Origin of the sequence: Rahnella sp. JUb53, assembly GCF_004346065.1 — a bacterium.
In the GTDB taxonomy this organism is placed as follows: Bacteria; Pseudomonadota; Gammaproteobacteria; order Enterobacterales; family Enterobacteriaceae; genus Rahnella; species Rahnella variigena.
Genome location: NZ_SLYT01000009.1, coordinates 81514 through 107586, shown reverse-complemented (window position 1 = coordinate 107586; position 26073 = coordinate 81514). Strand labels below are relative to the sequence as shown.

The following is a 26073-nucleotide window of genomic DNA, read 5'->3' as shown; positions in this document are numbered from 1 at the left end:
ATGAATAGTAGAGTCCACCAAGGTCACTTTGCCCGTAAACGTTTTGGGCAAAACTTCTTAACCGATCAGTTTGTTATCGATAGCATCGTGTCGGCCATTCACCCTATGCCGGGTGAAGCTGTCGTTGAAATCGGTCCGGGTCTGGCAGCATTAACTGAGCCTGTCGCTTCACGTCTGGACAGCATGACGGTGATCGAACTCGACCGTGATCTGGCGACGCGTCTGGAAAATAACCCTAAGTTTCAGGGCAAATTGCGGGTCATCCAGTCTGACGCAATGAAAATCAATTTCGGCGAGCTGTCTGAAGAACTCGGTCAGCCACTGCGCGTCTTTGGTAACCTGCCGTACAACATTTCTACGCCGCTGATGTTTCATTTGTTCACCTATACCAACGCCATCAAAGACATGCATTTTATGTTGCAGAAGGAAGTGGTAAACCGTCTGGTTGCAGGTCCGAACAGCAAAGCGTATGGTCGTTTAACGGTGATGGCGCAATATTATTGCAACGTGATCCCGGTTCTGGAAGTTCCACCAGAATCCTTCACACCGGCGCCGAAAGTGGAATCCGCTGTGGTGCGTTTAGTGCCGCATGAAGTGATCCCGTATCCGGTCCCGGATATTCGCATTCTGAGCCGTCTGACTACCGATGCGTTCAACCAGCGTCGTAAAACAATACGCAACAGCCTCGGCCATCTGTTCACACCAGAACAAATGACCGAGCTGGGCTTAGATCTCAGCATGCGTGCTGAAAATATTTCTGTAGAGCAATTCTGTAAACTGGCTAACTGGTTGTCCACACGACCTAAAACCCCGGAACCTCAGGAGTAGCGTTATGCTTAATTCGCCCCGCGTTTGTGTTCAGGTGCAAAGTATCTACGTTGAGTCACAGTCGATACCGGAAGAAGAACGTTTTGTCTTCGCTTACACCATCACCATCCGCAATCTGGGGCGTTTTAATGTCCAACTGCTTCGCCGTTACTGGCTGATTACCAACAGTAATGGCCGCCAGACAGAAGTTCAGGGCGAAGGGGTCATCGGTGAACAACCGCTGATCCTGCCTGGCAATGAATTTCACTATACCAGCGGCGCGATTTTAGAAACGCCGCTGGGCACGATGGAAGGCCATTATGAAATGGTCGCACAAGACGGTGAAGCCTTCCGTGTGCCTGTTCCGGTCTTCCGCCTCGCCATCCCTACGCTGATAAATTAATCCTCATGTCGACATATCTTATTGGTGATGTTCACGGCTGCATCGATGAACTCAAGGCGCTATTGGCGCAGGTGGATTTTGATCCGCAAAATGATGTCCTGTGGCTGACCGGTGATCTGGTTGCCCGCGGTCCGTCCTCTCTCGACGTGCTGCGTTTTGTCAGCGGTTTGGGCGATTCGGTTCGCATGGTACTCGGTAACCATGATCTGCATCTGCTGGCGGTTTACGCCGGTATCAGCTTTAACAAACCGAAAGATCGCATCACGCCTCTGCTTGAAGCCGAAGATGCTGATGAGCTGATCAACTGGCTGCGACGTCAGCCGGTATTGCAGGTAGACGATGAGCTGAAGCTGGTCATGGCACATGCCGGGATCACGCCGCAGTGGGATCTCGAAACGGCGCAGATGTGCGCCCGTGAAGTGGAATCCGTGCTGAGCAGCGACACCTATCCGCTATTTCTGGATGCGATGTATGGCGATATGCCAAACAACTGGCACCCGGAGCTTTCGGGCCTGGCACGCCTGCGTTTCAGTACCAACGCATTTACCCGTATGCGCTATTGTTTCCCAAACGGTCAGCTGGACATGATTTGCAAAGATGTGCCGGAAAGCGCGCCAAAACCGCTCAAACCCTGGTTTGATATTCCGGGTCCTGTCCGGGAAGCGGGTTACAGCATTGCGTTTGGTCACTGGGCGTCTCTGGAAGGAAAAGGCGCGCCGGAAGGTATTTACGCACTCGATACCGGGTGTTGCTGGGGCGGAGATCTGACGATGCTACGTTGGGAAGATAAAACCTACTTCACGCAGCCGTCCAACCGCCACAGCGAAAAAGAGCAGTCTGAGATCCCAAAAGTGATTTAATAAACCGCAGACATTCAGACAGCAAAAAGGCACCTTCAAAGGGTGCCTTTTTTATTTCAGACTGATCAGGTATCAGGCGCGGCGGTCGAGAATTTCGAAGCAATAACCGTGGGAGTTCTGCTCATCCGCATCATGGAATTCGCTGAAGGTGCTTTCCCAATCATCCGGCTCGTAATCAGGGAAATGCGTGTCGCCTTCCACTTCTGCATCGATGTGAGTCAGGTATAAACGGTTAGCTTTTGGCAGCAACTGTTCGTAAACGCGGCCTCCGCCCATCACCATGACTTCTTCCACATCACCGGCCGCCGCCAGTGCAGCGTCAACGGACGTTACCCAGGTCACGCCTTCATGTTCGCCCGGTTTAGAGCTGATGACGATATTCAGCCGGCCAGGCAATGGGCGTCCGATTGACTCAAACGTCTTGCGTCCCATGATGACAGGTTTGTTCAGCGTATTACGCTTGAACCAGGCCAGATCACCGGGTAAATGCCAAGGCATAGCGTTTTCCATGCCAATAACGCGATCGGTCGCCAGTGCGGCGATCAGGCTAATAATCATTGTGAAGCCCTGTGTAGAGAAGGAATTGGAGCGTGACCCGAAAAAAGAGCTGACACTATACGGAAAGCCCTATCAGCCGTCGATAGGAAGACCTGCGCTTTACAAAGATATAAGAGAGCTTTACCCCTGCCGGGATATTCCCCGTCAAACGTGCCATCTCAGCCCCTGAAGTGTGGTCAAAAGCCGGAAGCTTTCGCCGTAATTCAGTCGAAAATGCTGAACCGTTGATCTGCATTTCGTCCTGTATATTCGTGCTGTACAACAACCCTTACACACCGGGGCGTTTACGGTACAGCCACAATCCCGGTAATGATAATCCGATAGATAAAGCTCCGACGATAAAACTGGCTTTCAGAAAATTGGTAAGCGCCGTCGACAGCAATACCTCACTGTAGCCAAGGTGCGAAATCTCCACCACGGAAATCATCGCCGTGTAGGCTGATATACCGGGGAACATCGGTATAACGGCGGCAACGGTGAAAACTTTAGGATGCGCCAGCAACCAGCGTGACCAGCGAATGCCCATAATGCCAATCAGTATAGCTGCCAGCAGGGACGCCCACTCAATGTTGATCCCGCCATGAATAAGTAACATCCGGGTGCCGTGGCCGAGCCCGCCAAGCAGTGCGCAATAGGGTAATGCCCGGCGTGGGACATTAAACACCATCGCAAAGCCCAGGGCAGGCACCGCGGCAAAAATCATGTCCTCGATCAGCGCCCATAAAAGACTCATGACCACCCCCGCAAATCCCACAGCGCCATGGCCATGACCACACCGATGCAGGTTGCCAGCGTCAGCAGACTTGCCATCGTCCAGCGTGCCAGCCCGGTATTCACATGCCCCTTGAACATATCCGCCACAGCGTTAATCAGCGGAAAACCCGGCACCAGCAATAACACGCTGGCGGCCATGGCGACGTTTGACGACTGATCAAAAATGCCCAGCCGCAACAACAGGCCTGAAATGGACGTCGCCACAAATGCAGTGCAGCAAAAGTTGATCAGCGGATTCATGTGCTGTGCAGTCAGACTTTGGCGAACGGCCATAGCGACGCCGCTGGCTAAAAAGGTGACGATGAACGCATCCCATCCGCCGCCGTTAAGTTTGCTGAAACACCCGCAGGAGAGCGCCACCATCAACACCATCAGCCAGCGCGGATAGCGCAGCGGTTTGATTTTTTGCAGGCGTTTTGCCACCAGCGCGCTGTCGAGCAGTTTATGCTCAGCCAGGATCACCGTGTGCTGGACTTCGGTCACCACCTGCATGTTGATCCCGCGATCGACATTCTTACGCGTTGAGGTCAGGCAGTAACCGCCGCTGAGCGTGCTGAGCACAATGGCATTGGCGGAGATTGAGCTTTCCACCCGGTCCATGCCCAGCGCGACACCGAGTCTTGCCGACAGCTGTTCGACCAGCATACTTTCCGCGCCATGCTGCAACAGCATCAGGGCACATTCGATGCATAAACGGGTAATTTCACGCTGATGATGCGCCTCGGGGCTTTCACGCACCGGGTGTTCTATGACCGGATCCTGCATACCATTCACCGTCCGCAAAAAAAGCAATAAGAGTGATTTAACTTACTGAGGATTGGCGTATCATGCCGCCTTCTTTTGCTCTGAACATTGACGACGGTTATTTTCATGCTTGAAACCACCCTTTTTGTTGCCAGTATTGCCTTCCTCGGCATGCTTTCGCCCGGCCCTGATTTCTTTCTGGTGATCAAAAATGCGGCCCGCTATCCGCGCATTGCTGCACTCATGACGTCGCTGGGTGTGATTTGTGGCGTGATTACGCACATGTCTTACTGTGTGGCGGGTCTGGCGGTGGTGATCACCACTACGCCGTGGTTATTCAATTTGCTGAAATACGTCGGCGCCGCATATCTGATCTGGGTGGGTATTCAGGCGTTATTCTCCCGCAGCAACAGCAAAATGAACCTCGACGGGCTCGAGCCGCAGCAAGTGAAATTACGCACGGCGTTCGTGCAGGGTTATCTGTGTAATCTGCTGAATCCTAAAGCGACGCTGTTCTTCCTGGCGATGTTTACTCAGGTTTTGCAGATCAACTCCACCGTCGGTGAAAAGCTGTGGTACGCCTCGATAATCGTGGGTTTGTCTGCTATCTGGTGGCCGTCACTGGCCTTGCTGATCCAGAGCCCGCCGGTACGTCGCGGTCTGGCAAAAGCACAAAAAATTATCGATAAGCTGTTGGGTGGCGTGCTGATTGGTTTAGGTATCAAAGTCGCACTGAGCTGATTTGTACTGAATCAGTAAAGAAAAAAAACCGGTGCATCAGGCACCGGTTTTCAGTTTTGAATCTATTTACCCCTTCGCTTCAATCACCTCATTCTCCGGGGCTTTCCCGTCAATACTGCCGCGCCAGCCCTGTTGCTGACCGGAGGCCAGACGCTCCTGATCCTGTTCAATCGCTGCCGTCAGCATATCTTTCGCACGCTGCATGCTGGCGATGCGGAATTCGGTATCTTCGTAATTCTCGATAGTCGCTTCCAGCATTTTCAGGTTATAGCGGCGGAACAAATCGGCTTTCTCGCGGGCTTCATAGGCATCCAGCCCCAGCGCTTCCAGCACATCACGACCGACGCGCAGTGAACCTTCAAACAGTTCACGCTCCGGCGCTTCCACACCTAACTGGCGCAACTGGTACCAGTGATCAACGTCACGCGCACGGGCAATCACTTTCAGGTTCGGGAAATGCTCTTTCGCCAGCGCGGTCAGCTGAAGGTTGGCCTCCACATCATCAATGGCGTTAATCAGGACTTTAGCCTGTGCCGCGCCTGCCGACTCCAGCAAATCCACGCGCGTGGCATCGCCGTAAAATACTTTGGTACCAAATTTGCGCAGCGTTTCAATATGATCAGGATCGTGGTCAAGAACCACGGTATGAACGTTGTTGGCCAGTAACAGACGACCGGCAATCTGACCAAAACGACCGAACCCGGCGATAATGACCTGCGCATTTTCTTCATCGATGGTGTCTTGCGGACGGTCATCTTTTGGCGCATTGCGTTCAAGACGCGCCGACAACACCAGCAGTAATGGCGTCACCGCCATAGAAAGTGCAACGGCCAGCGTCAGCGCCTTTGACCATTCCACCGGCAACACACCGGCCATCTGCGCCGTACTGAAAATCACGAACGCGAATTCACTGCCCTGCCCGATTAAGATGGCAAACAGGCCGCGCTGCTTTTTCGGCACACCCAGCCACGGCGCAATCAGCCACAGCAAAGCGGCTTTCAGCGCCATAAATCCGACCAGCAATGTGGCGATCAGCAACGGCTGATGGACCAGCGTGCCGAAGTCGATAGACATCCCGACGCCGATAAAAAACAGGCCGAGCAACAGGCCTTTGAACGGCTGAATATCACTTTCCAGCGCGTGACGGTATTCAGAACTCGCCAGCAATACACCTGCCAGAAACGCGCCCATCGCCATCGACATCCCGGCCATTTCCAGCAAAATGCCGAAACCGAAGACCAGAAACAGCGCAACGGCACTGAACACTTCACGCATGCCGGAACGTGCCACGAAGTGCAGTAATGGCCGCGTGACATAGCGTCCGAGCAGAATAACCAGCACCAGCGCACCGGCCACTTTTGCCGCGGACAAACCAAAACTCATCAGCGTGGTAGCTTCGCCGGTACTTGCCAGTAACGGGATCATCGCCACCAGCGGGATCGCCGCGATATCCTGAAACAGCAATACCGCAAACGCGCTGCGGCCAATGGGTGACGCGGTCAGGCTGCGCTCACTCATCGCCTGCATGGCGATCGCCGTTGAGGACAGCGCCAGCGTCAGGCCAATCAGCAGGGCAATTTTCCAGTCCAGCCCGAGGAAGTAACAGAACGCGCTGAGCACCACGCCGCAGCCGACCATCTGAATACTGCCGCCGCCGAATACCGAGGCACGCATGGTCCATAACCGTTTGGGATCCAGCTCCAGACCGATGACAAACAGCATCAGCACCACGCCGATTTCCGCAAAGGTCAGAATTGACTCCGCATCTGACACCAGCTTCAGCCCCCACGGACCGATAATGCAGCCGGCGATCAGATAACCGAGCACGGAACCCAGCCCCAGGCGTACCGCAATCGGCACAAACAGCGCCGCCGAGCCGAGATAAATCAGGCCTTCGATCATCAGGTTATGGTTATCCAAGACTCACCTCCGGCGGACAGCCTTCTTTCAGACTCAGACAAGCCGTTAAACGCCGGCGATATTCTTCGCCCGCCGCCTTCAGCGCCACTTCGTCACAAATAAAGGTGTTGTGGACGGCAAAATACGGCAGCCAGTGCATGCCGCAATAAATGGCTGTCGCCTGTAACGGCTGCGCCAGCACGTCGAAATCAGGGTGATCACCCAGTTCGAAATGATGCTCGTTGCCACCGGTCGTCACCGCCCACAGGCAATGTTTTCCGTTCAGCGCATTGCCTTCATGACCGTAGGCCCAGCCGTGCTCAAGCACTTTGTCGATCCACAGTTTCATCAGCGGCGGCAGGCTGTACCATTGGATGGGATGCTGAAAAACCACCAAATCCGCGCGTTCAACCGCTTTCTGTTCAGCGGCGATGTCGATATTAAAATCGGGATAGAGGTCGTAAAGCGAGCGCACTTCAACATTGGGCAAATCACTGACGGCTGACAGCAACCCCTGATTGGCTCTTGAATGGCGCGGATAAGGATGGGCGTAAATTATTAAAATCATCAGTGAACTCATATCGACAAAATATACATTCATCATAAAGTATTTTTAACATTTATTAACTGCCGTAAATACGATGAAAAACAGGGCCCTCAGGCCCTGTTGCTTTAGATGAAAGGATTTACGGACAACTGACTGCCCCGAGATCCAGCCAGTTGTCACCTGCAACCGGCGTCACACCCTGTGTCCAGACTTTCGCTTTCCAGTTATGGCCGCCGTAAGTGGCCATTTCACCCTGAAGATAGGTGGCCGCATTGTCGTAAGGCAAAGTGATATTGCTGACGAGTTGCCACTGATCGCTGCTGCGTAATGGCGGATTGTTTTGAGTCCAATATTTCGCCTTCCATATCAGCTGGTTGTAGCTTACAGCATCACCGGTATTATAGATTTTACTGCTGTCCCAGGCTGGCACTTGTGCCGCTGCAGGATCCGTTGTCACGCCACATCCGCCCGAGGTCGCCGGGTTTACTGTCAGCTGTAAGCTGGCCGTGCCGGATGATTTTCCGTCGCTGACCACAACACTGACCTGATAAACCGTGCTGGTGGTGACAGCCGGAGCGGTAACGTTGATGGCGCTGGTAGTCAGCGAGCTGGCGCTCAGACCGGCGGGCAACGTCCACTGATAGGTTAGCGGATCGCTGTTAGCATCCGTCGCCTGTGCCACCAGCGCGAAGGTATTACCTGCCGTCACGGTCATGGTCGCAGGCAACGTCACCACCGGCGGCTGGTTCGCCTGAACCGCCGAGTTTGTCACCTGAACCTGCGCGGTAGTGCTCAGCCCTTGCGGGTCGGTCACCTTGAGCTGGAATACCCACACCTGATCTTGTGTGGTAGTCAGGACGTTAAACTGCGCTTTGGCTTTGTCTGCATTGGTCAGCGTCACTGCCGGGCCAGAGATTTTGGTCCACAGATACGTCAGCGCACTATTTTCCGGGTCACGGGAGGCAGAACCATCAAGTACCACGGTCACCGGACCGGTCACGTTCTGATTCGTTCCCGCACTGGCCAGCGGCGCAAGATTTGTAGTGCCGCCGCCGCTGCCATCCCCTAACCCTTCATGCATGGCATTCAAAATATCGCCGTTATCTGCGTCGATTTCCCATGCGAACAGGCCGCCAAGCTGATTAGCCAGAACGTATTTACCTTTGGCAATCACTGAACGGTTGTCATCGTAAGTGATCAAATCACCGGTGGAAGGCTTCCACAAATACGGGGCTTCAGCCGCCGGATCATAGTTGTACTGCCAGTCACTGCTGGCTTTAAGCTTCGCCACCTGACGGTAATCGAGAATGCCATTCTCCCAGGTCCCTGCGGTCGGGCCCGTCGCGGTGCCGGTGAAAGGATCGTTATTCTGGAAATTCTTCACCCCTGTCCAGCCGCGCCCGTACATAGCGGCACCCACCACAATTTTGCCCGGCGTCACGCCCTGTGACAGTAATGCCTGCACGCCATGATCGGTGGTGTAATCGGTATCGGGCTTCGAGGCGGAACCGTATAAGGCGGTTTGATGACCCAGCGTCGTCAGTGAGAAAGCCCCATAGAAGTCGTAGCTCATCAGGAATATGTGATCCATATATTGCTGCGCGGCGCTGTAATCCACGTTATCAATTTTGTCCCTGCCTGCACTGATCGCCGAACTCAGTTCGTAGGTTTTTCCTGTCTGGGCTGACAATTCATTAAGCATCGCCCGCAGATCTTTCATCAGCTGCACATAGGTATCACCATCCGCCGTGCTGCCCAGCGCCGGGTTTTCACCGCCACCGCCCGGAAATTCCCAGTCAATATCCACACCGTCAAAGAACTTCCAGGTTTGCAGGAATTCTTTTACCGAGGCTACGAAGACGTCCCGCTTCGCCTTATCCTTCATGAAATAGAACGGGTCTGACAACGTCCAGCCACCGATGGAAGGGACAATTTTCAGGTTTGGATAGGCTTTTTTCAGCGCCATCAGCTGACCAAAATTACCTTTATAAGGTGCTGAATATTCACTGACGCCTTGCTGAGGCATCTGCACCGCAGCCCAGGGATCGTGTATCGCAACTTTAAAATCCTGACGCCCCGCACAGGCGCGTTGCAAGGCCTGAAAACTGCCCTCAATGCTTTTTAAACTGTCGTTAATCCCGTCCCCGCCGCAAATCGGCGTGAAGCCGTACAAGATATGTGTCAGGTTCTGCGCAGGGATTTTATCCACGGAGAATCCGCGACCATACACGCCCCACTCAACAAAATATGCGCCAACGACCTTGCCAGACTTGTTGTTATAAGGCTGGTTATTTTCCTTCAGCGTGCTGGTTAACGGTAGCAGATGACTGCCGTCGGTATCTGCCACCACAATTTGTTTGGCGTCACTGGTGGTACAACCTTCGCTGTTACATAACGCGACCTGTAACTGATAACGCCCGCCTTTACTGACAGCAAAAGTGGCGCTCCCCGTCGCCCCGGACGGACCGCTCCATACCTGCGCACCGTTCAGTAACACTTTGGCCGTCTGTCCGGCATCGCCCGTCCATAAATTCCAGGTTACGGTGACATCTGCCGCATTCTTCACTGTGACCAGCTGGTTATAGGCGGTGGCTGACTGGTTAATATCAATAATGGAAAACGTCGTCTCATCCGCGCCGAGACTTGGCTTTCCGGGAAGTGCAGCCTGTGAGACCGGCGCAAGAACCGCGCCGATAAGCAAAGCCAGAAGGCTGACAGAAGTTTTGTTCATGTGAAATTCCTCATTTTTGACTGGAAGCACTGCAAGAAGGGTTAATTCTCGATGTGAACTAACCAAGGCTTCGAGTATAAAATCAGACACAAACACATAACAATAATTAAACATTAAAACAGCATGATACCCATCACATTAACTTAAAATATCGATCTAAAAGAATAAGTTATAGCAAAAGTTGCTTTCATATGAAGACACCAATAAATAAAAAATATATCTTTAACGTTAAACATATTTAATGATTATGTTTAACATTTTAGCCGAACAGGTATAAAAAAAGCCCGCCCCTTTCGGGAGCGGGCGTCTTAACGTCCGTAGGGAACCAGCGGAGGCTTATTTGCTGATTTTTGCGTGCATTTCCTGCACCGAAATTACCTGCCAGACGCTATCTCATACTGAAGAGGCCGTTTTTTAGCTTAGTTGCTCAAGCCGTAAATTATTGATTACGTTGTAATCTGTTGACTCTCCAGGGTAGATAATCTGTATATCAAGCGGCACATCCTGATTTGGTCCGATAATGTGTCCCGCTCTGCTTTCCAAATAAACGTGGCCCTCTACGGACTTTTCAATGTTCAAAATAATCCAGTTAACATTCGTTTTCAGCCAATCAGGACTGACCTCCGCGCCTTCAGGCAGAACAAACGACAATTCCCACGAACTCACTTGTTCATCCCTGGATGTAAGTATCAGATGATAACTGTAAATATATTCGGGTTGGTCCCACACTAATTTCCAGTGAGACATTAATTGCTGAGTCACTTGTAAGGGTTTAGGTTCAGTCACATGAACCAATGTAGTGACGACATTATTACCTGTATTGATCACGCCAACTGGGGCATGTAATCTGCACACCAGTTCTGTTGAACCTACCGCTTTTCCTGTTACCGGAATTCGAAGAATAACGGAACTGTTCGCAGGAACAGTAACAGCAGGAACTGCAGACACAGAGATAATATCGGTATTACTAATCGTCACATTAATCGTGACATCTTCTACTGTTGTTGCACTATCATTTTCAATTTTACATTTAAATAAATACCTTTCATCGATACCAACACTAAAATCACTTTCAGCCAGTATTACCAGATTCACTTCAGTCACCGGTGCGCTCACCACCGATCGCACAGCATCATTCCAGGTACTTTTTCCCAGAGGATAGTCATAAAGCGTAGAAACATCCTGCCCCGCAGAGACTGACAGCGTCTGCCCGTCAAGATAGATCCCCGAAACTAGTGTAGCGGCCTGATTCATATTATTGACTACGCTCGAAACGCCGCCCCCTGCGCCAAGGATAAAACCATAGCTTTCAAGCTGTGCCTGATCCACTTGAATATTTGGAGAAATAACCAGAATATCGCCTACCGTCTTGTTATAGTCCACGTTAGTAAATAAGCATAATTTACCGTCAGGGCAATTGCTCACGCCCGAGCTTTTTTTAATAAGATAAACATCTTGATCTGCCATAATGTAGCTCTCCGATTTATTTAATATAGTTCACCTTGAGATAAATATGTTTAAAGTGAACGTTTATGTGTTTTGAAAACTTACCTGCCTACCAGAAACAGTAATGAGTGATAAAAAGAGATTTGTGAAATAAAAACAACATCAAAAGCATCATTTTATATAATGCGTCATGTTTTAAATTAATGAGGGATATTATTTATCTCATTTTTATCGTTCTGAGGGATATTACTGAAGTGAGGGCATTGGCGTAACTTCTAACGAATGCTGACAAAACAATATGATATCTGAATGTGCGGAGATGAAATTTATGACAAAAAAAACCGCAGGCGAACCTGCGGCTGGTACGAGAATGTGAACAGATTAGTTTTTGATCCGCGCGTGCATTTCCTGCACTGAAATCACCTGCTCGGTCGGGTCAGAAGACAGCGCCATCGCGGTAGCAAAACCACCGTTCAGCGTGGTGTCGTAATGCACTTTGTATTGCAGTGCGCTGCGACGGATAAGCTTGGAGTCTTCAATCGCCTGACGGCCAGCAGTGGTGTTCACGATATAGACATATTCGCCGTTCTTGATACGGTCCTGAATATGCGGACGGCCTTCATGCACCTTGTTGACCAGACGCGGATTAATTCCGGCCTCGCCCAGCACTACCGCCGTACCGTGGGTTGCATCCAGCTCGAAACCACGTTTGAGCAGTTTCGCGGCTAAATCCACCACGCGAGCTTTGTCACCCTCGCGGACTGACAACAGGGCGCGGCCAGCTTTCTTCATACCGGAATTACTGCCCAGCTGCGCTTTGGCAAAGGCTTCTGCGAAGGTACGGCCGACGCCCATGACTTCACCGGTAGAACGCATTTCCGGCCCCAGAATCGGGTCAACGCCAGGGAATTTGTTGAACGGCAGCACCACTTCTTTTACGGAGTAGTAAGGCGGGATGACTTCTTCGGTCACGCCCTGCTGTGCCAGTGTCTGACCCGCCATCACGCGAGCCGCCACTTTCGCCAGCGGTACACCGGTCGCTTTAGAGACGAACGGTACGGTACGGGCTGCACGCGGGTTGACTTCAATCAGGTAGACTTCGTTGTTCTTCACTGCGAACTGGACGTTCATCAGACCGCGAACACTCAGCTCGAAAGCCAGTTTCTCGACCTGCTGACGCATCACATCCTGAATTTCCTGGCTCAGCGTGTAGCAAGGCAATGAACATGCGGAGTCACCGGAGTGAACGCCCGCCTGTTCGATGTGCTCCATGATGCCGCCAATCAGTACGCGCTCGCCGTCGCAGATAGCATCAACGTCAACTTCTACGGCGTCGTCAAGGAAGCGATCCAGCAGAACCGGAGCATCGTTCGAGACGCTGACCGCATTCTGGAAGTAACGGCGCAGGTCGATTTCGTCGTAGACGATTTCCATCGCGCGGCCGCCCAGCACATACGAAGGACGCACCACCAGCGGATAACCGATACCCGCCGCTTTTTCGACTGCCTGTTCGATAGTCGCAACGGTGGCGTTCGCCGGTTGTTTCAGACCCAGACGGTGAACCGCCTGCTGGAAACGTTCGCGGTCTTCGGCACGGTCAATCGCGTCCGGGCTGGTACCAATAATTAGCACGCCAGCAGCTTCCAGTTCACGCGCAAGTTTCAGCGGAGTCTGGCCGCCATACTGAACAATCACGCCTTTCGGCTGTTCGATACGCACGATTTCCAGCACGTCTTCCAGTGTCACGGATTCGAAATACAGACGGTCGGAAGTGTCGTAGTCGGTAGACACCGTTTCCGGGTTACAGTTAACCATGATGGTTTCGTAACCGTCTTCGCGCAGCGCCAGTGAGGCGTGAACGCAGCAATAGTCGAACTCGATACCCTGACCGATACGGTTTGGACCACCGCCCAGCACCATGATTTTCGGCTTGTCGTTGGTCGGGTTAGATTCGCATTCTTCTTCATACGTCGAATACATGTAGGCGGTATCGGTAGAGAATTCCGCGGCACAGGTATCCACACGTTTGTAGACCGGATGCAGATTATATTTGTGACGCAGTTTGCGCACTTCGCTTTCTGAAACGCCGACCAGTTTCGCCAGACGCAGATCCGCAAAGCCTTTGCGCTTAAGCATGCGCAGGTAATCGTGGGTCAGAATGTTGAAGCCACCTTCGGCCACTTCATTTTCCAGTTTCACTAGTTCTTCAATCTGCACCAGGAACCAGCGGTCCACGTTGGTCAGGTTGAAGATTCCGTCAACGGACATCCCGGCACGGAAGGCATCAGCGATATACCAGATACGCTCGGCACCGGCTTCTTTCAGTTCACGACGGATTTTGGTCAGTGCTTCCGGGTCATCCAGACTCACTTTCGGGTCAAAACCGCTCGCGCCCACTTCCAGACCGCGCAGGGCTTTTTGCAGAGATTCCTGCTGAGTGCGGCCAATCGCCATCACTTCGCCGACAGATTTCATCTGCGTGGTCAGACGGTCGTTGGCACCGGCAAATTTCTCGAAGTTGAAGCGAGGAATCTTGGTCACAACGTAGTCGATAGAAGGTTCGAACGAGGCCGGGGTTTTACCGCCGGTGATGTCGTTCATCAGCTCATCGAGGGTGTAACCCACCGCCAGTTTCGCGGCTACTTTGGCAATCGGGAAACCGGTCGCTTTAGACGCCAGCGCGGAAGAACGTGATACGCGCGGGTTCATTTCGATAACGATCAGACGGCCATTTTTCGGGTTTACCGAGAACTGGACGTTAGAGCCGCCGGTTTCTACGCCGATTTCACGCAGTACCGCCATCGAGGCGTTACGCATGATTTGGTATTCTTTGTCGGTCAGGGTTTGCGCGGGGGCCACGGTGATGGAATCACCTGTGTGGATGCCCATCGCATCGAAGTTTTCGATGGAGCAGACGATGATGCAGTTGTCGTTTTTATCACGCACCACTTCCATCTCGTACTCTTTCCAGCCAATCAGCGACTCATCAATCAGCAGCTCTTTGGTTGGAGAAAGATCCAGACCGCGTTCGCAAATCTCTTCAAACTCTTCACGGTTGTACGCGATACCGCCACCGGTGCCGCCCATGGTGAAGGAAGGACGAATGATGCACGGGAAGCCAACATCAGCGGCAACCGCCAGCGCTTCTTCCATGGTGTGTGCGATACCGGAACGTGCGGTGTCGAGGCCGATTTTTTTCATCGCCACGTCGAAACGGCGACGGTCTTCCGCTTTATCAATCGCATCGGCGGTCGCTCCAATCATGGTCACGCCGAATTCTTCCAGCACGCCCTGACGTTCCAGTTCCAGCGCACAGTTCAGTGCGGTCTGGCCGCCCATGGTTGGCAGCACGGCATCCGGACGTTCTTTCTCGATAATCTTGCGCACCACTTCCCAGTGAATTGGCTCGATGTAAGTCGCATCGGCCATTTCCGGGTCAGTCATGATGGTCGCAGGGTTGGAGTTCACCAGAATGACGCGGTAACCCTCTTCACGCAGCGCCTTACACGCCTGCGCACCCGAGTAGTCAAATTCACAAGCCTGGCCGATAACAATCGGGCCGGCGCCCAGGATCAGGATGCTTTTTATATCTGTACGTTTTGGCATTTTTTCTTGCTCCTGATTTATTTGCCTGTAAGAGTGGCGTCGTTTTTATTGGTAGCGCGAAAAGCTTCAATCAGTTCGATGAAGTGGTCGAACAGCGGTGCCGCATCGTGCGGACCCGGACTGGCTTCAGGGTGCCCCTGGAAGCTGAACGCCGCTTTATCAGTGCGATGAATGCCCTGCACCGTGTGGTCGAACAGTGATTTGTGGGTCACGCGCAGGTTGGCAGGCAGACCGGTTTCATCAACCGCAAAACCGTGGTTCTGCGCGGTGATCATCACGATATCTTTATCGATATCTTTTACCGGGTGGTTACCGCCGTGGTGGCCGAGCTTCATTTTTACGGTCTTCGCGCCGCTGGCCAGTGCCAGTAACTGGTGGCCGAGACAGATGCCGAATACCGGAATGTCAGTTTCCAGGAAGGATTTGATCGCAGCGATCGCGTAATCACATGGCTCCGGGTCACCCGGGCCGTTGGACAGGAAGATACCGTCCGGATTCATCTTCAGCACTTCTTCTGCCGGCGTTTGTGCTGGAACCACTGTCAGGCGGCAACCGCGATCCACCAACATGCGCAAGATATTACGCTTCGCGCCGTAGTCGTAAGCCACCACGTGGAATGGCAGTTCTTCAGATTTCTTCGCTTCCGGCAGTTCGCCTTCCAGCGTCCAGCTGCCTTGCTGCCAGCTGTAGGATTCTGTCGTCGTCACTTCTTTCGCCAGATCCATCCCTTTCAGCCCCGGGAATGCTTTGGCTTTTTGCAGCGCCAGTTCAGCATCCGGTGAATCGCCCGCAATGATGCAGCCGTTCTGTGCGCCTTTTTCACGTAACAGGCGGGTCAGTTTGCGGGTATCAATATCGGCGATGGCAACGATGTTGTTGCGCTTGAGATAATCAGAGAGGTTTTCTTCACTGCGGTAATTGCTGGCAATCAGAGGTAAATCGCGAATGACCAGGCCTTGAGCGTGTACTGCGGAGGATTCTGCATCAGCGGCGTTAGTGCCGACATTACCGATATGGGGATAAGTGAGAGTGACAATCTGGCGGGAATAGGAAGGATCAGTGAGGATTTCTTGATAACCGGTCATCGACGTATTGAAGACCACTTCCCCCACTGCCGACCCTTCTGCCCCGATGGCCCGACCGTGGAATTGGGTTCCGTCTTCCAGAACCAATAGCGCTGACTTTATCAAAGCATCCTCCAAGAATAATAAATCACAATATCTGCATATTAATTCAGATAACTCGATCTAAATCAATGCAAAAATCGCTCCCAAAGGCAATTTTTGGCAAATTGCGCGCATTCTAATGATGGCAGTACGGTTTGTCTACCAAAAGCACCAATATTTCTCTTCTTTTCGTACAACTCAGAGAAAAGGCTCTCTGACTGGCATAAAAATAGTGACTAAGTCGCCATAGTAACCGTTTGCGGGAGAGGATGTGTGGAAAATGACGAGAAAAGGGGAATTGTTACAGAACCGAAGAGTGGTCGCGTTCAAAAAACATGCAATGCATCAGATAAAACCAGTGAAAACACCATAAAAATGAAAACACAAAGATAAAAATAAGCGAAACACTTATTTTCTAATAAAAAGAGAAGGGCAATCAAGGAACTGCCCTTTTATCAAAACATTATGACCAAAACAACCACATCACATCTAAATCATCTTTTACAAATCTTCTAAACCAAGCACGTCTCGCATGTCATAAAGACCGGTTTTATGTGAAGAAAGCCACTTACCCGCACGAACAGCGCCATTTGCGAATGTCATGCGGCTGGAAGCCTTGTGCGTTATCTCAACGCGCTCACCGATATCTGCAAACATCGCGGTGTGTTCACCGACGATATCGCCTGCACGAATCGTGGCAAAACCAATACTCTTTGGATCACGTTCACCGGTATAACCTTCACGGGCATACACCGCGCACTCTTTGAGATCACGGCCTAATGCACCGGCAATCGCTTCACCCATCGCCAGTGCTGTACCTGATGGTGCATCAACTTTATGACGGTGGTGCGCTTCCACGATTTCAATATCCGTGTAATCGCCCATGACTTTGGCCGCCTTTTCCAGCAGCTTGAGGACAACATTCACGCCAACGCTGAAGTTGGCGGCAAAAACGACCGGAATGATCTCCGAAGCCTGCTTAATTGCGGCCTTACCGGCATCATCAAAGCCCGTGGTCCCGATAATCATGCCTTTATGGTGCTTCTGGCAAAATTCCAGATGCGCCAGCGTGCCTTCCGGACGGGTGAAGTCGATCAAAATATCGAAGTCGTTCGTCACAGCATCCAGATTGTCATGCACTTTAATGCCCATAGTACCGACACCGGCCAGTTCACCCGCATCGGCACCCACTAAGGAAGAACCCGAACGTTCCAGCGCTGCGCCCAACACCACGCCATCGGCATCGGATACGGCCTGAATCAGCTGCCGGCCCATGCGGCCACCTGCGCCAACAATGGCCATGCGAATATCAGCGTTACTCATAATTACTCTCTTCTTATAGGGGTTCTGCCATGAAACAGAATCAGGTTATCGGCCCCGCCATGAGGGAGCCAGCGAAATTGCCTCATAATTAGAAAATTATGATACAGGCCGGTTAATATCAGTAAAAGCCATCTGGTTTCAGGTTACTAAAAGTAGGGTTTTGTGTTAAACCGCTGACGGAACTGGAACTTGGCCGTGTCCAGAGTAATAAAATAGTAGCTAAACGTTATTTGCATAAAAATTCATGACAATGAATAAAATGTGCTTCACGTTACCGCTCCTTAAAACTTTCATCTACTTTAGTTTGTAACGGGCTTAACAAATAGTCGATGACACGCCGCTTACTGGTTTTTATTTCAGCGGTGACATTCATTCCCGCAACCAGGTTAATACGTTTCCCTTCGATCATAAGATGATTTTGATCCAGAGCGACAATTGCACTAAACACCATTCCGAGTTGTTCATGCTCCATCGCATCCAGACTGACGCTAATCACTTTTCCTGTCAGGTAACCGTAACGCGTATAAGGAAACGATTCGATTTTCACAGTGACAGGTTGGCCAACATTTACAAAACCGATATCTTTATTGGCGATCAGTGTTTCTACCTCAATTTTATCTTCAAGAGGGACGATAACCATGATCGGTTGTGCCTCCGTCACAACACCGCCGACGGTATGTACAGCCAATTGTTGTATTGTGCCATCAACTGGCGAAGACAATGACATCCAGTGCTGTCGCTGAGTGGCTTTTAAAAGCTGACCGGAAAGCTGATGAATTTGCTCATTGGCTTGCCGTAACGTTTCAAGGGTATCTCGCTGTAAAGTCGTCGTATTCAACCGCTGTTCTTGTTCTGCCTGACTGATACTTTCTTGTATCTGCTGAGTCTTGTTACGCAAACTTTTCAAATCATGCTCGTTTTGGATGACTTTACTTTCCTGTTCATAATACTCATGTTGAGAAAGATAGTTTTTATTGAGCAAAACAAGAAAATCTTTCGAGCGTTGTCTCTCAATTTTTCCTATTCGCTCCAGTTTGTGGATCTGATCGTCATTTGAACGCAATTCTGCATGATATTGATTAAGTATTGCCTGTAACTTTTCATTTTGGGTTACCCAGGTCTGATAGTAATTTTCACCCAAAATCTCAGTTTCATTAATATCCTCAGAAGGAATACCCCATTTTTCTGCCAATTTTCTATTCAAAGAAAGACGCTGGCGTTTCTCGATCGAAACAATCAAAGCTTCCGCACGCAATTTAGCCAACTGTACAGCCTGTAATCCTTTTACCGACTGCTCATAATCACTGTCGGAACCAATACCACTTAATTCGATGAGAGGCTGCCCCTTGCGAACAAACTGTCCATCGCTGACATAAATATTTTTAACCACGGACGTTTCAAGCGGCTGAATTTGTTTACTGCGTCCACTCGGTATTGTTTTACCTTGGGTAATGGCAAGAATATCAATTTGGCCTATCAACGCCCATACAAAAGCAATCGCGGTAAATAATATTATTGCGCGGGCGACAGCCTTTGGAGCAACAGAGACAGGTGTTTCTGTAAGTTCAAGATGGGCCGGGAGGAAAGCTTTTTCATTTTCATTTCGTTCTATAGGCTCCAGATCTTTACGATAAGGCCAGATACTTTTCCATATGCGACAATAATTACGGCATAACTCCGATATTGCCTGAATGCATAATTTCATATTTTTGCGTCTGTTATTTTTAATAAAGTGAATTTTTCTATAATGATTGGATAGAATGTAAGTGTCGGTAATACCCATTTTCACGAGATAATAATTCCTGATGAGTACCCTCTTCAACTATCTGTCCTTTATCCATCGCAATAATCCGCTGTGCATGGCGAACGGTTGAAAGACGATGAGCAATAATCAATACCGTTCTATGACGACAGATTGCCTGCATATTTTGCATAATGGCTTTCTCTGACTCGTAATCCAGTGCACTGGTTGCTTCATCAAAAATTAATATTCGGGGATCGCCGACCAGAGCGCGGGCAATAGCGACACGCTGGCGTTGGCCCCCAGATAATCCTGCCCCCTGCTCTCCAACATGGGTGTCGTAACCTTCAGGCAACTCCATAATAAATTCGTGGGCACCTGCCAACTTTGCCGCTTCAATAATACGTTCAAGTGTCATACCCGGTTCAGCCAGTGCAATATTGTCGCGAACGCTGCGGTTTAACAAAACATTATCTTGTAAAACAACGCCAATTTGCCTTCGCAACCAGGCTGGATCGGCCAAAGCAAGGTCATTACCATCAATGGTCACCCTCCCACGCTCGGGCGCATACAGCCTTTGAACCAGTTTCGTCAGTGTACTTTTGCCAGAGCCAGAGCGCCCAACGATCCCAATCACTTCATTAGCATGGAGTTTCAGACTCAGGTCACGCAGTACTTCATGCCCGTCAGGACGGTAACGGAAACAGACTTGCTCGAAATGGATTTCCCCCTGGATCTCAGGCAGCGCGAGCCGACTGCTACTATTTTCGTTTGGGGTATTAAGAATATCACCCAGGCGCGCCACTGAAATTCCAACCTGCTGAAAATCCTGCCATAACTGAGCCAGACGAATAACCGGCGCAGCAACCTGCCCGGCTAACATATTAAATGCAATCAGTTGCCCCACGGTTAAATCACCACCTATAACCAGCCGCGCTCCCAGCCATAGTGTAGCGACCATGACCAATTTCTGAATCAGCTGCACACCCTGCTGCCCGATAGTTGCAAGCCTTGTCACACGAAAACCAGCATGGACATAACTGGCCAGCAGCTGATCCCAGTTTCGAGTCATCTGGGGTTCAACGGCCATTGATTTGATGGTTCCAACAGAAGTGACTGATTCCACCAAAAATGACTGGCTGTCAGCATTGCGGGCAAATTTTTCATTCAGGCGGGCGCGTAATACAGGACTAATAGCTGCTGACCAGAATGCATAACAAGGTAAGGAAATAAGCACGACCAGCGTAAGCCACCCGCTATAAAAGCTCATGACGATCAGAAAGATAAAAGAGAAACTGAGATCCATCACCGATGTCAGAGCCTGGCCTGTAAGGAAATTTCGGATCTGTTCAAGTTCTCTTACTCTGGCGATGGTATCCCCGACCCGCCGTTTCTCAAACCAGGCCAATGGCAAAGCAAACAGGTGACGAAACAGGCGAGCACCCAGCTCAACATCAATCCTGCTGGTGGTATGAGCAAAAATGTAAGTCCTCAGGCCCCCTAACACGACTTCGAAAAGTACGACAACCAGCAGCGCAACAGTCACCACATCCAGCGTACTAAAGCTGCGGTGGACTAATACCTTATCCATAACGACCTGAAAAAATAAGGGTGTAATCAGGGCAAAAAACTGGATCACAGCAGAGGTAACCAAAACTTCCAACAATATTTTTCGATACTTAATAACCGCGGGAATAAACCACGTGAAATCAAATTTAGCCAAGGAACCTAACACCGAAGCCCGGGATGTAATCAGGATAAGCTCACCCGTATAGCGCGTTAGGAACTTTTTCTCTTCCAGAATGACAGGTTTCTTTATATTTAGATCCTGAATGAGATATTGAGAACCATCTATTTTTGCCAAAATTAAATGATTCCCTGCATCATCCCACATGAGGGCCGGAAGGGTAATTTTACAAAGTCGTTTCACAGGAGTACTTACCGACTTAGCTTTTAAACCTATACTTTTAGCAGCGAGAAGCCAGTTTGTTTTATTGAATCTCTCTTCACCGCAGTTAAAGCGATGCAAGATGTCCTGTGGATTTACAGCAATACCGTGGTATTGGGCCAGAATGACAAGAGCAAGAATTTCTATATTATCTTTCATAATGGAGACTCAACGTTAGGAAACAACAACATTCTATTCACTACAACGTGGGAATTAGTAAAACTCCATAAATCGGTGAATATGACAAGAGTCTAAATTCTATGTTTTTTGCATGCCTCATACAATCTAAAATACGCATCACTTAAAACAATGATCACCGGTTATGCACCTTACTTTAAATGATACTATTAATGCAGCGCATGAATAAAAACCCCCAACTCATAACCCCCACACTAATACACGGTAAAAAAATAAAATTTGATATATCTCGATAATATCTATCTAATACTCCTCAAGTACATCCTCCAACAGAAGGAATTTAGCGTGGGATATATAAACTCAAATAATAGTACATCTAAAATTACCACCCCTGATAAATGGTTACAGATCGTACCAATGGTTTTTTCTGCTGAAGGAATGAAAGAACTTCAGGACATAATAAAGCATACTTATAATTCTGAGGGATATGAAGTTACACCTTCTCTCTGCAAATATACAGCCTATTCAATTGAGTATGAAGTTAAAAGCTATATTTCACAGCTAATTGGATATAATGAATTACTTTCGTTTATAAATAATGACTCGTTACAAACTAGTAAAGACGATGATACAACGAGCTTTTTTGGCTGGAGTGGAGATCTAGCTCAGCAGGCTTCAATGATAGCGGACCTGTGGAGCGAATTGGAGGAAACTGACCGTTCTCCTGCTTTTGACATCTTAGATAAGTATGCAAGCAAAGCGGCTTTAGCCGACGTGATTATTTCTGGTGACTCCGTAACTAACCATATAGCAAAAACAATGACATCGAATGCTGCAGTTGCAGTTGCTGCATTCGCAGCTGGAACGAAACTAGCACCTTTACCCCCCGTCATCAAAGCCCCAATAATTATGGCACTAGGCCTGGTCGTCTCGATACTCACCGAGCAGGCATGGGATGACCTTGGTATTGCAGAGAAATTAGGTATTCCGAATGGTAGTCTGAAATTTCCTGAGGGCATGAATCCGGGTCTGATAAAAGCTCTTGAGGCTGCGGGTCTCAATCCGACGGGTAATTTGATTCCTGCGATAAATGCTTATGATGCATGGCGTAAAATGAATAGCGGTGGAATGTCTGAAAATGGTCAAGGTCCCTCACTTGATGAGGCAGAAAATCAGAGTTCACCCATTATCATAGATTTAGATAATGACGGTGTGGAAACAATTTCTTTAAAAGATGGCGTTTTTTTTGATCTCGATAATAATGGCTTCTCTGAAAAAAGTGGCTGGGCAGAAAAAGACGATGCATTTTTAGCACGAGACATTAATAATGATGGTCAGATTAACTCAGGTGCTGAGTTATTTGGTAATAATACTTTAATGGCAGATGGTTCATTGGCTAAAAATGGCTATGAGGTTTTACAAGAACTCGATGAAAATAAAGATGGCCTGATTAGCAATCTCGATACCATTTGGTCGACGCTAATGATTTGGCAGGATATGAATGGCAACGCTATTTTAGATAGTAATGAATTAAAAAGTTTATCCGATGTTGGCATTGCTTCCATTAACACCAACTATTCCTCAAGCACTTTTATCGATGCCCAAGAGAATGCTCACAAACAGACCAGTATTGTTACGTTTGAAGATGGTAAACAAACTGGCTCAGCAGATGTTTGGTTTGATGTCGACAAACAAAATACAATCTACAGTGGCGATTTCGAAATTTCTGAAAATGTATCCTGGCTGCCAAATATCGCCGGATTAGGAAATATTCCTTCCCTTCACATTGCGATGTCGAAGAACAATGAACTTAGGGAACTTGTCATTGAATATATCAATAAACCAGGCCTTGAGGGAGCGTTAGAAAAAATTATATTTATCTGGGCAGGAGTGAACGATATATCACCTACAAGCCGTGGCAATTACATCGACGCAAGACAAATTTCCGCATTGGAGCTTGCGACAGGAGACTCGTATAAAAATAACACCAACTCCAAAAACCCAGGTGTAAATGCTGGGGAAATTATCAAGAAAGAATTTATTGATTTCGAGAAATTTGTATCAGCAAAACTTCTAATCCCCACTTATTACCCCCATGAGTTTTCATTAATAAAAACAGACATTGACAATGAAAATAAAGAGTTATCCCTGAATTTTGAACAATTCGAAAAATATCTCTCCTTAATAAAAAATACTTACCCTAAAGATTATATAAACTTAAAAACTCTTTTCACAAACTACTTTGTTTACCATCCTGAATTTAGCGATATCGTAAATAGGATAGGCATTAACAATATTACTGGAACGGTAAGTAGCGATATATTAAATGGGGATAACAACAATAACCATCTGGCTGGGTGGGAAGGTGATGACAGGCTTATCGGTGCCAGCGGCAATGACCTGCTCGACGGCGGCAGCGGCAACGACACGCTGAGCGGCGGTAACGGTGCTGACACCTACGTCTTCGCCCCCGGCCACGGGCAGGACTCGCTGACGGATATAGTCTACTTCGACAGCGATATCACCACCCTGCGATTTACCGGCGCACGCGCCGCCGACGTTCAGCTCTTCTCCGTCGGCAACGACCTTATCATCCGCGCCTACGGCAGCGACGACAGCGTCACCCTGCGTGGCTTTCTCAGCGACGCAAGGAACCGTCTCGTCAGTTTTGCCTTTGATGATACCACCCTCAACGAGGCCGATATCACCGCCCTGCCCGTGACCTTTATCGGTACCGAAAACGATAATATTCAGACCGGCTGGAATGGTCAGGACGTCATGGAGGGCGCGGCCGGCAACGACCGCCTTACCGGCGGCAACGGCAACGATACCCTCGGCGGCGGCGCAGGCAACGACACCCTGACTGGGGGCGAAGGCCTCGACCGCCTCACCGGCGGCACCGGCAATGACGCGCTGAGCGGCGGTAACGGTGCTGACACCTACGTCTTCGCCCCCGGCCACGGGCAGGACTCGCTGACGGATATAGTCTACTTCGACAGCGATATCACCACCCTGCGCTTTACCGGCGCACGCGCCGCCGACGTTCAGCTCTTCTCCCTCGGCAACGACCTTATCATCCGCGCCTACGGCAGCGACGATGCCGTTACACTGCGCTATTTCCTCAGCGACGCAAGGAGCCGTCACGTCAGTTTTGCCTTTGATGATGTGACCCTCAACGAGGCCGATATCGCCGCCCTGCCCGTGACCTTTATCGGTACCGAAACCAATGATACTCAGACCGGCTGGGACGGTCAGGACATCATGGAGGGCGCAGCCGGCAACGACCGCCTTACCGGCGGCAACGGCAACGATACCCTCGACGGCGGCGCAGGCAACGACACCCTGTCTGGGGGCGAAGGCCTCGACCGCCTCACCGGCGGCAGCGGCAACGACACGCTGAGCGGCGGTAACGGTGCCGATACCTATGTCTTCGCCACCGGCCACGGGCAGGATACCCTGACCGACTATGTTTATTCCGGCTCCGACCTCAACACCCTGCGCTTTACCGGCGCACGCGCCGCCGACGTTCAGCTCTTCTCCCTCGGCAACGACCTTATCATCCGCGCCTACGGCAGCGACGACAGCGTCACCCTGAGTGGCTTTCTCAGCGACGCAAGGAACCGTCACGTCAGTTTTGCCTTTGATGATATCACCCTCAATGAAGCCGGTATCGCCGCCCTGCCCGTGACCTTTATCGGTACCGACCTCAATGACGTTCAGAGCGGCTGGAACGGTCAGGACGTCATGGAGGGCGCAGCAGGCAACGACCGCCTTACCGGCGGCAACGGCAACGATACCCTCGGCGGCGGCGCAGGCAACGACACCCTGACTGGGGGCGAAGGCCAGGATCGCCTCACCGGTGGCTCTGGGGATGATACATTGGATGGGGGAAGCAGCGGTGCTGATCTCTATATGTTCCGCGAAGGTCACGGGCATGATGTATTAACCGATTACAGTTCAAATATTGATCAGACAGACAGATTAGTGTTTAGCGGTGCACGTTCAACAGGTATGGAAACTGAGAGAGTTGGGCAGGATCTCGTTATTTATGCTTACGGGAACAGCGATAGTGTGACACTCAAGAATTATTTCATTGGATCCATTAATTACAAGCGTTACGAGCTGGAATTCAGTGATACTACGCTGACAAATGAAGATCTTATGACTGTGACACAGACCGACACATTGATCCCGGCACGTCAGAGTGCAGCCCTGCAATCTTTTGACATCACAGTATCGAATCATTCAACCTCTTTATCTGCCGCAATCTCACAAAACACATCGCATTTTGTTGCGGCTGAAAGTCTTGCTGCCGCAACCACGCAGGTTACGCAGCTGATCAATGCCATGGCCGTCTTTGGGGCCCCGCAAACTACGCCACCTTTAATTACTGATCAAATGAGGGATTATTATCAGATAACTACTTCTTCGCTTTAATCATTCCCCTAAGTGCGGCGGGTTGCCCGTCGCGCTTTCAGTCAATCTGCCCACATAATCATCATGCAGGCAGCCACTCCTGAATTTTCACTTATCCCCTTATTCTCCTACGAAACGGTTATCAATTCTTCAGACAGCCAATTTCTTAGATCTGAAACATTAAATTTTTATTATATCTACACAAATAATATTGATAAAACCAAT

Annotated in this window: 17 protein-coding genes; 5 read left to right on the top strand and 12 right to left on the bottom strand. The window is 50.0% G+C overall.

Going from position 1 to position 26073, the window contains the following annotated elements; genetic code table 11:
- From rsmA to apaH, 3 genes are read left to right on the top strand one after another with little or no spacing between them, the layout of a single operon-like run.
- The gene (gene rsmA / locus EC840_RS19485) at positions 1-828 is read left to right on the top strand and encodes a 16S rRNA (adenine(1518)-N(6)/adenine(1519)-N(6))-dimethyltransferase RsmA (RefSeq protein ID WP_113876327.1); all 828 of its coding nucleotides are present in this window, start codon (positions 1-3) and stop codon (positions 826-828) included.
- A 4-nt stretch (positions 829-832) separates the two neighbouring features.
- A complete protein-coding gene (gene apaG, locus EC840_RS19480) occupies positions 833-1210 on the top strand; it encodes a Co2+/Mg2+ efflux protein ApaG (protein ID WP_112286979.1) in 378 nt (125 codons plus the stop codon).
- A gap of 5 nt (positions 1211-1215) precedes the next feature.
- Positions 1216-2070, top strand: a complete 855-nt coding sequence (apaH, locus tag EC840_RS19475; RefSeq protein ID WP_132966663.1) for a bis(5'-nucleosyl)-tetraphosphatase (symmetrical) ApaH — start codon at positions 1216-1218, stop codon at positions 2068-2070.
- A gap of 72 nt (positions 2071-2142) precedes the next feature.
- Here apaH and folA read toward each other — a convergent pair whose 3' ends face one another.
- The 3 genes from folA to EC840_RS19460 form a co-directional block, all read right to left on the bottom strand.
- Positions 2143-2628 (bottom strand): type 3 dihydrofolate reductase, encoded by a 486-nt coding sequence (gene folA / locus EC840_RS19470; protein ID WP_013577047.1) that lies wholly within the window; start codon positions 2626-2628, stop codon positions 2143-2145.
- A gap of 268 nt (positions 2629-2896) precedes the next feature.
- On the bottom strand, positions 2897-3361 hold the full coding sequence (locus tag EC840_RS19465; RefSeq protein ID WP_165929049.1) for a threonine/serine exporter: 465 nt from the start codon (positions 3359-3361) through the stop codon (positions 2897-2899).
- Positions 3358-4167 carry a threonine/serine exporter ThrE family protein gene (locus EC840_RS19460; protein ID WP_132966660.1) on the bottom strand — a complete coding sequence of 270 codons (810 nt, stop codon included), beginning with the start codon at positions 4165-4167 and terminating at the stop codon, positions 3358-3360. The genes EC840_RS19465 and EC840_RS19460 overlap by 4 nt, the downstream gene beginning before the upstream one ends.
- 105 nt (positions 4168-4272) lie before the next feature.
- On the opposite strand from EC840_RS19460, the gene EC840_RS19455 reads away from it, so the two are divergent.
- Positions 4273-4887 carry a LysE family translocator gene (locus EC840_RS19455; RefSeq protein ID WP_113876324.1) on the top strand — a complete coding sequence of 205 codons (615 nt, stop codon included), beginning with the start codon at positions 4273-4275 and terminating at the stop codon, positions 4885-4887.
- A gap of 66 nt (positions 4888-4953) precedes the next feature.
- On the opposite strand, the gene kefC is transcribed toward EC840_RS19455, so the two are convergent.
- From kefC to EC840_RS19410, 9 genes are all read right to left on the bottom strand, one after another.
- On the bottom strand, positions 4954-6807 hold the full coding sequence (kefC, locus tag EC840_RS19450) for a glutathione-regulated potassium-efflux system protein KefC (protein WP_112286984.1): 1854 nt from the start codon (positions 6805-6807) through the stop codon (positions 4954-4956).
- On the bottom strand, positions 6800-7354 hold the full coding sequence (gene kefF, locus EC840_RS19445; protein ID WP_037033576.1) for a glutathione-regulated potassium-efflux system oxidoreductase KefF: 555 nt from the start codon (positions 7352-7354) through the stop codon (positions 6800-6802). Before kefF ends, kefC begins: the two co-directional genes overlap by 8 nt.
- A 118-nt stretch (positions 7355-7472) precedes the next feature.
- On the bottom strand, positions 7473-10064 hold the full coding sequence (locus tag EC840_RS19440) for a glycosyl hydrolase family 18 protein (RefSeq protein WP_113876322.1): 2592 nt from the start codon (positions 10062-10064) through the stop codon (positions 7473-7475).
- 414 nt (positions 10065-10478) lie between these two features.
- A complete protein-coding gene (locus EC840_RS19435; protein WP_129639704.1) occupies positions 10479-11531 on the bottom strand; it encodes a peptidase inhibitor family I36 protein in 1053 nt (350 codons plus the stop codon).
- A gap of 360 nt (positions 11532-11891) precedes the next feature.
- Positions 11892-15116, bottom strand: coding sequence for a carbamoyl-phosphate synthase large subunit (gene carB, locus EC840_RS19430; RefSeq protein ID WP_132966658.1), 3225 nt, complete (start codon positions 15114-15116; stop codon positions 11892-11894).
- A 17-nt stretch (positions 15117-15133) separates the two neighbouring features.
- Positions 15134-16306 (bottom strand): glutamine-hydrolyzing carbamoyl-phosphate synthase small subunit, encoded by a 1173-nt coding sequence (gene carA, locus EC840_RS19425; RefSeq protein ID WP_113876320.1) that lies wholly within the window; start codon positions 16304-16306, stop codon positions 15134-15136.
- Between the two features lie 477 nt (positions 16307-16783).
- Positions 16784-17605, bottom strand: a complete 822-nt coding sequence (dapB, locus tag EC840_RS19420; protein WP_132966656.1) for a 4-hydroxy-tetrahydrodipicolinate reductase — start codon at positions 17603-17605, stop codon at positions 16784-16786.
- A 271-nt stretch (positions 17606-17876) separates the two neighbouring features.
- The gene (locus tag EC840_RS19415) at positions 17877-19388 is read right to left on the bottom strand and encodes an HlyD family type I secretion periplasmic adaptor subunit (protein ID WP_243701100.1); all 1512 of its coding nucleotides are present in this window, start codon (positions 19386-19388) and stop codon (positions 17877-17879) included.
- Complete coding sequence (locus EC840_RS19410; protein ID WP_132966654.1) at positions 19348-21453, bottom strand: type I secretion system permease/ATPase; 2106 nt, start codon at positions 21451-21453, stop codon at positions 19348-19350. Before EC840_RS19410 ends, EC840_RS19415 begins: the two co-directional genes overlap by 41 nt.
- A 324-nt stretch (positions 21454-21777) precedes the next feature.
- Here EC840_RS19410 and EC840_RS25695 point away from each other — a divergent pair, with 324 nt between their 5' ends.
- Complete coding sequence (locus EC840_RS25695; RefSeq protein WP_132966652.1) at positions 21778-25869, top strand: calcium-binding protein; 4092 nt, start codon at positions 21778-21780, stop codon at positions 25867-25869.
- The last annotated feature ends 204 nt before the right edge of the window (positions 25870-26073 follow it).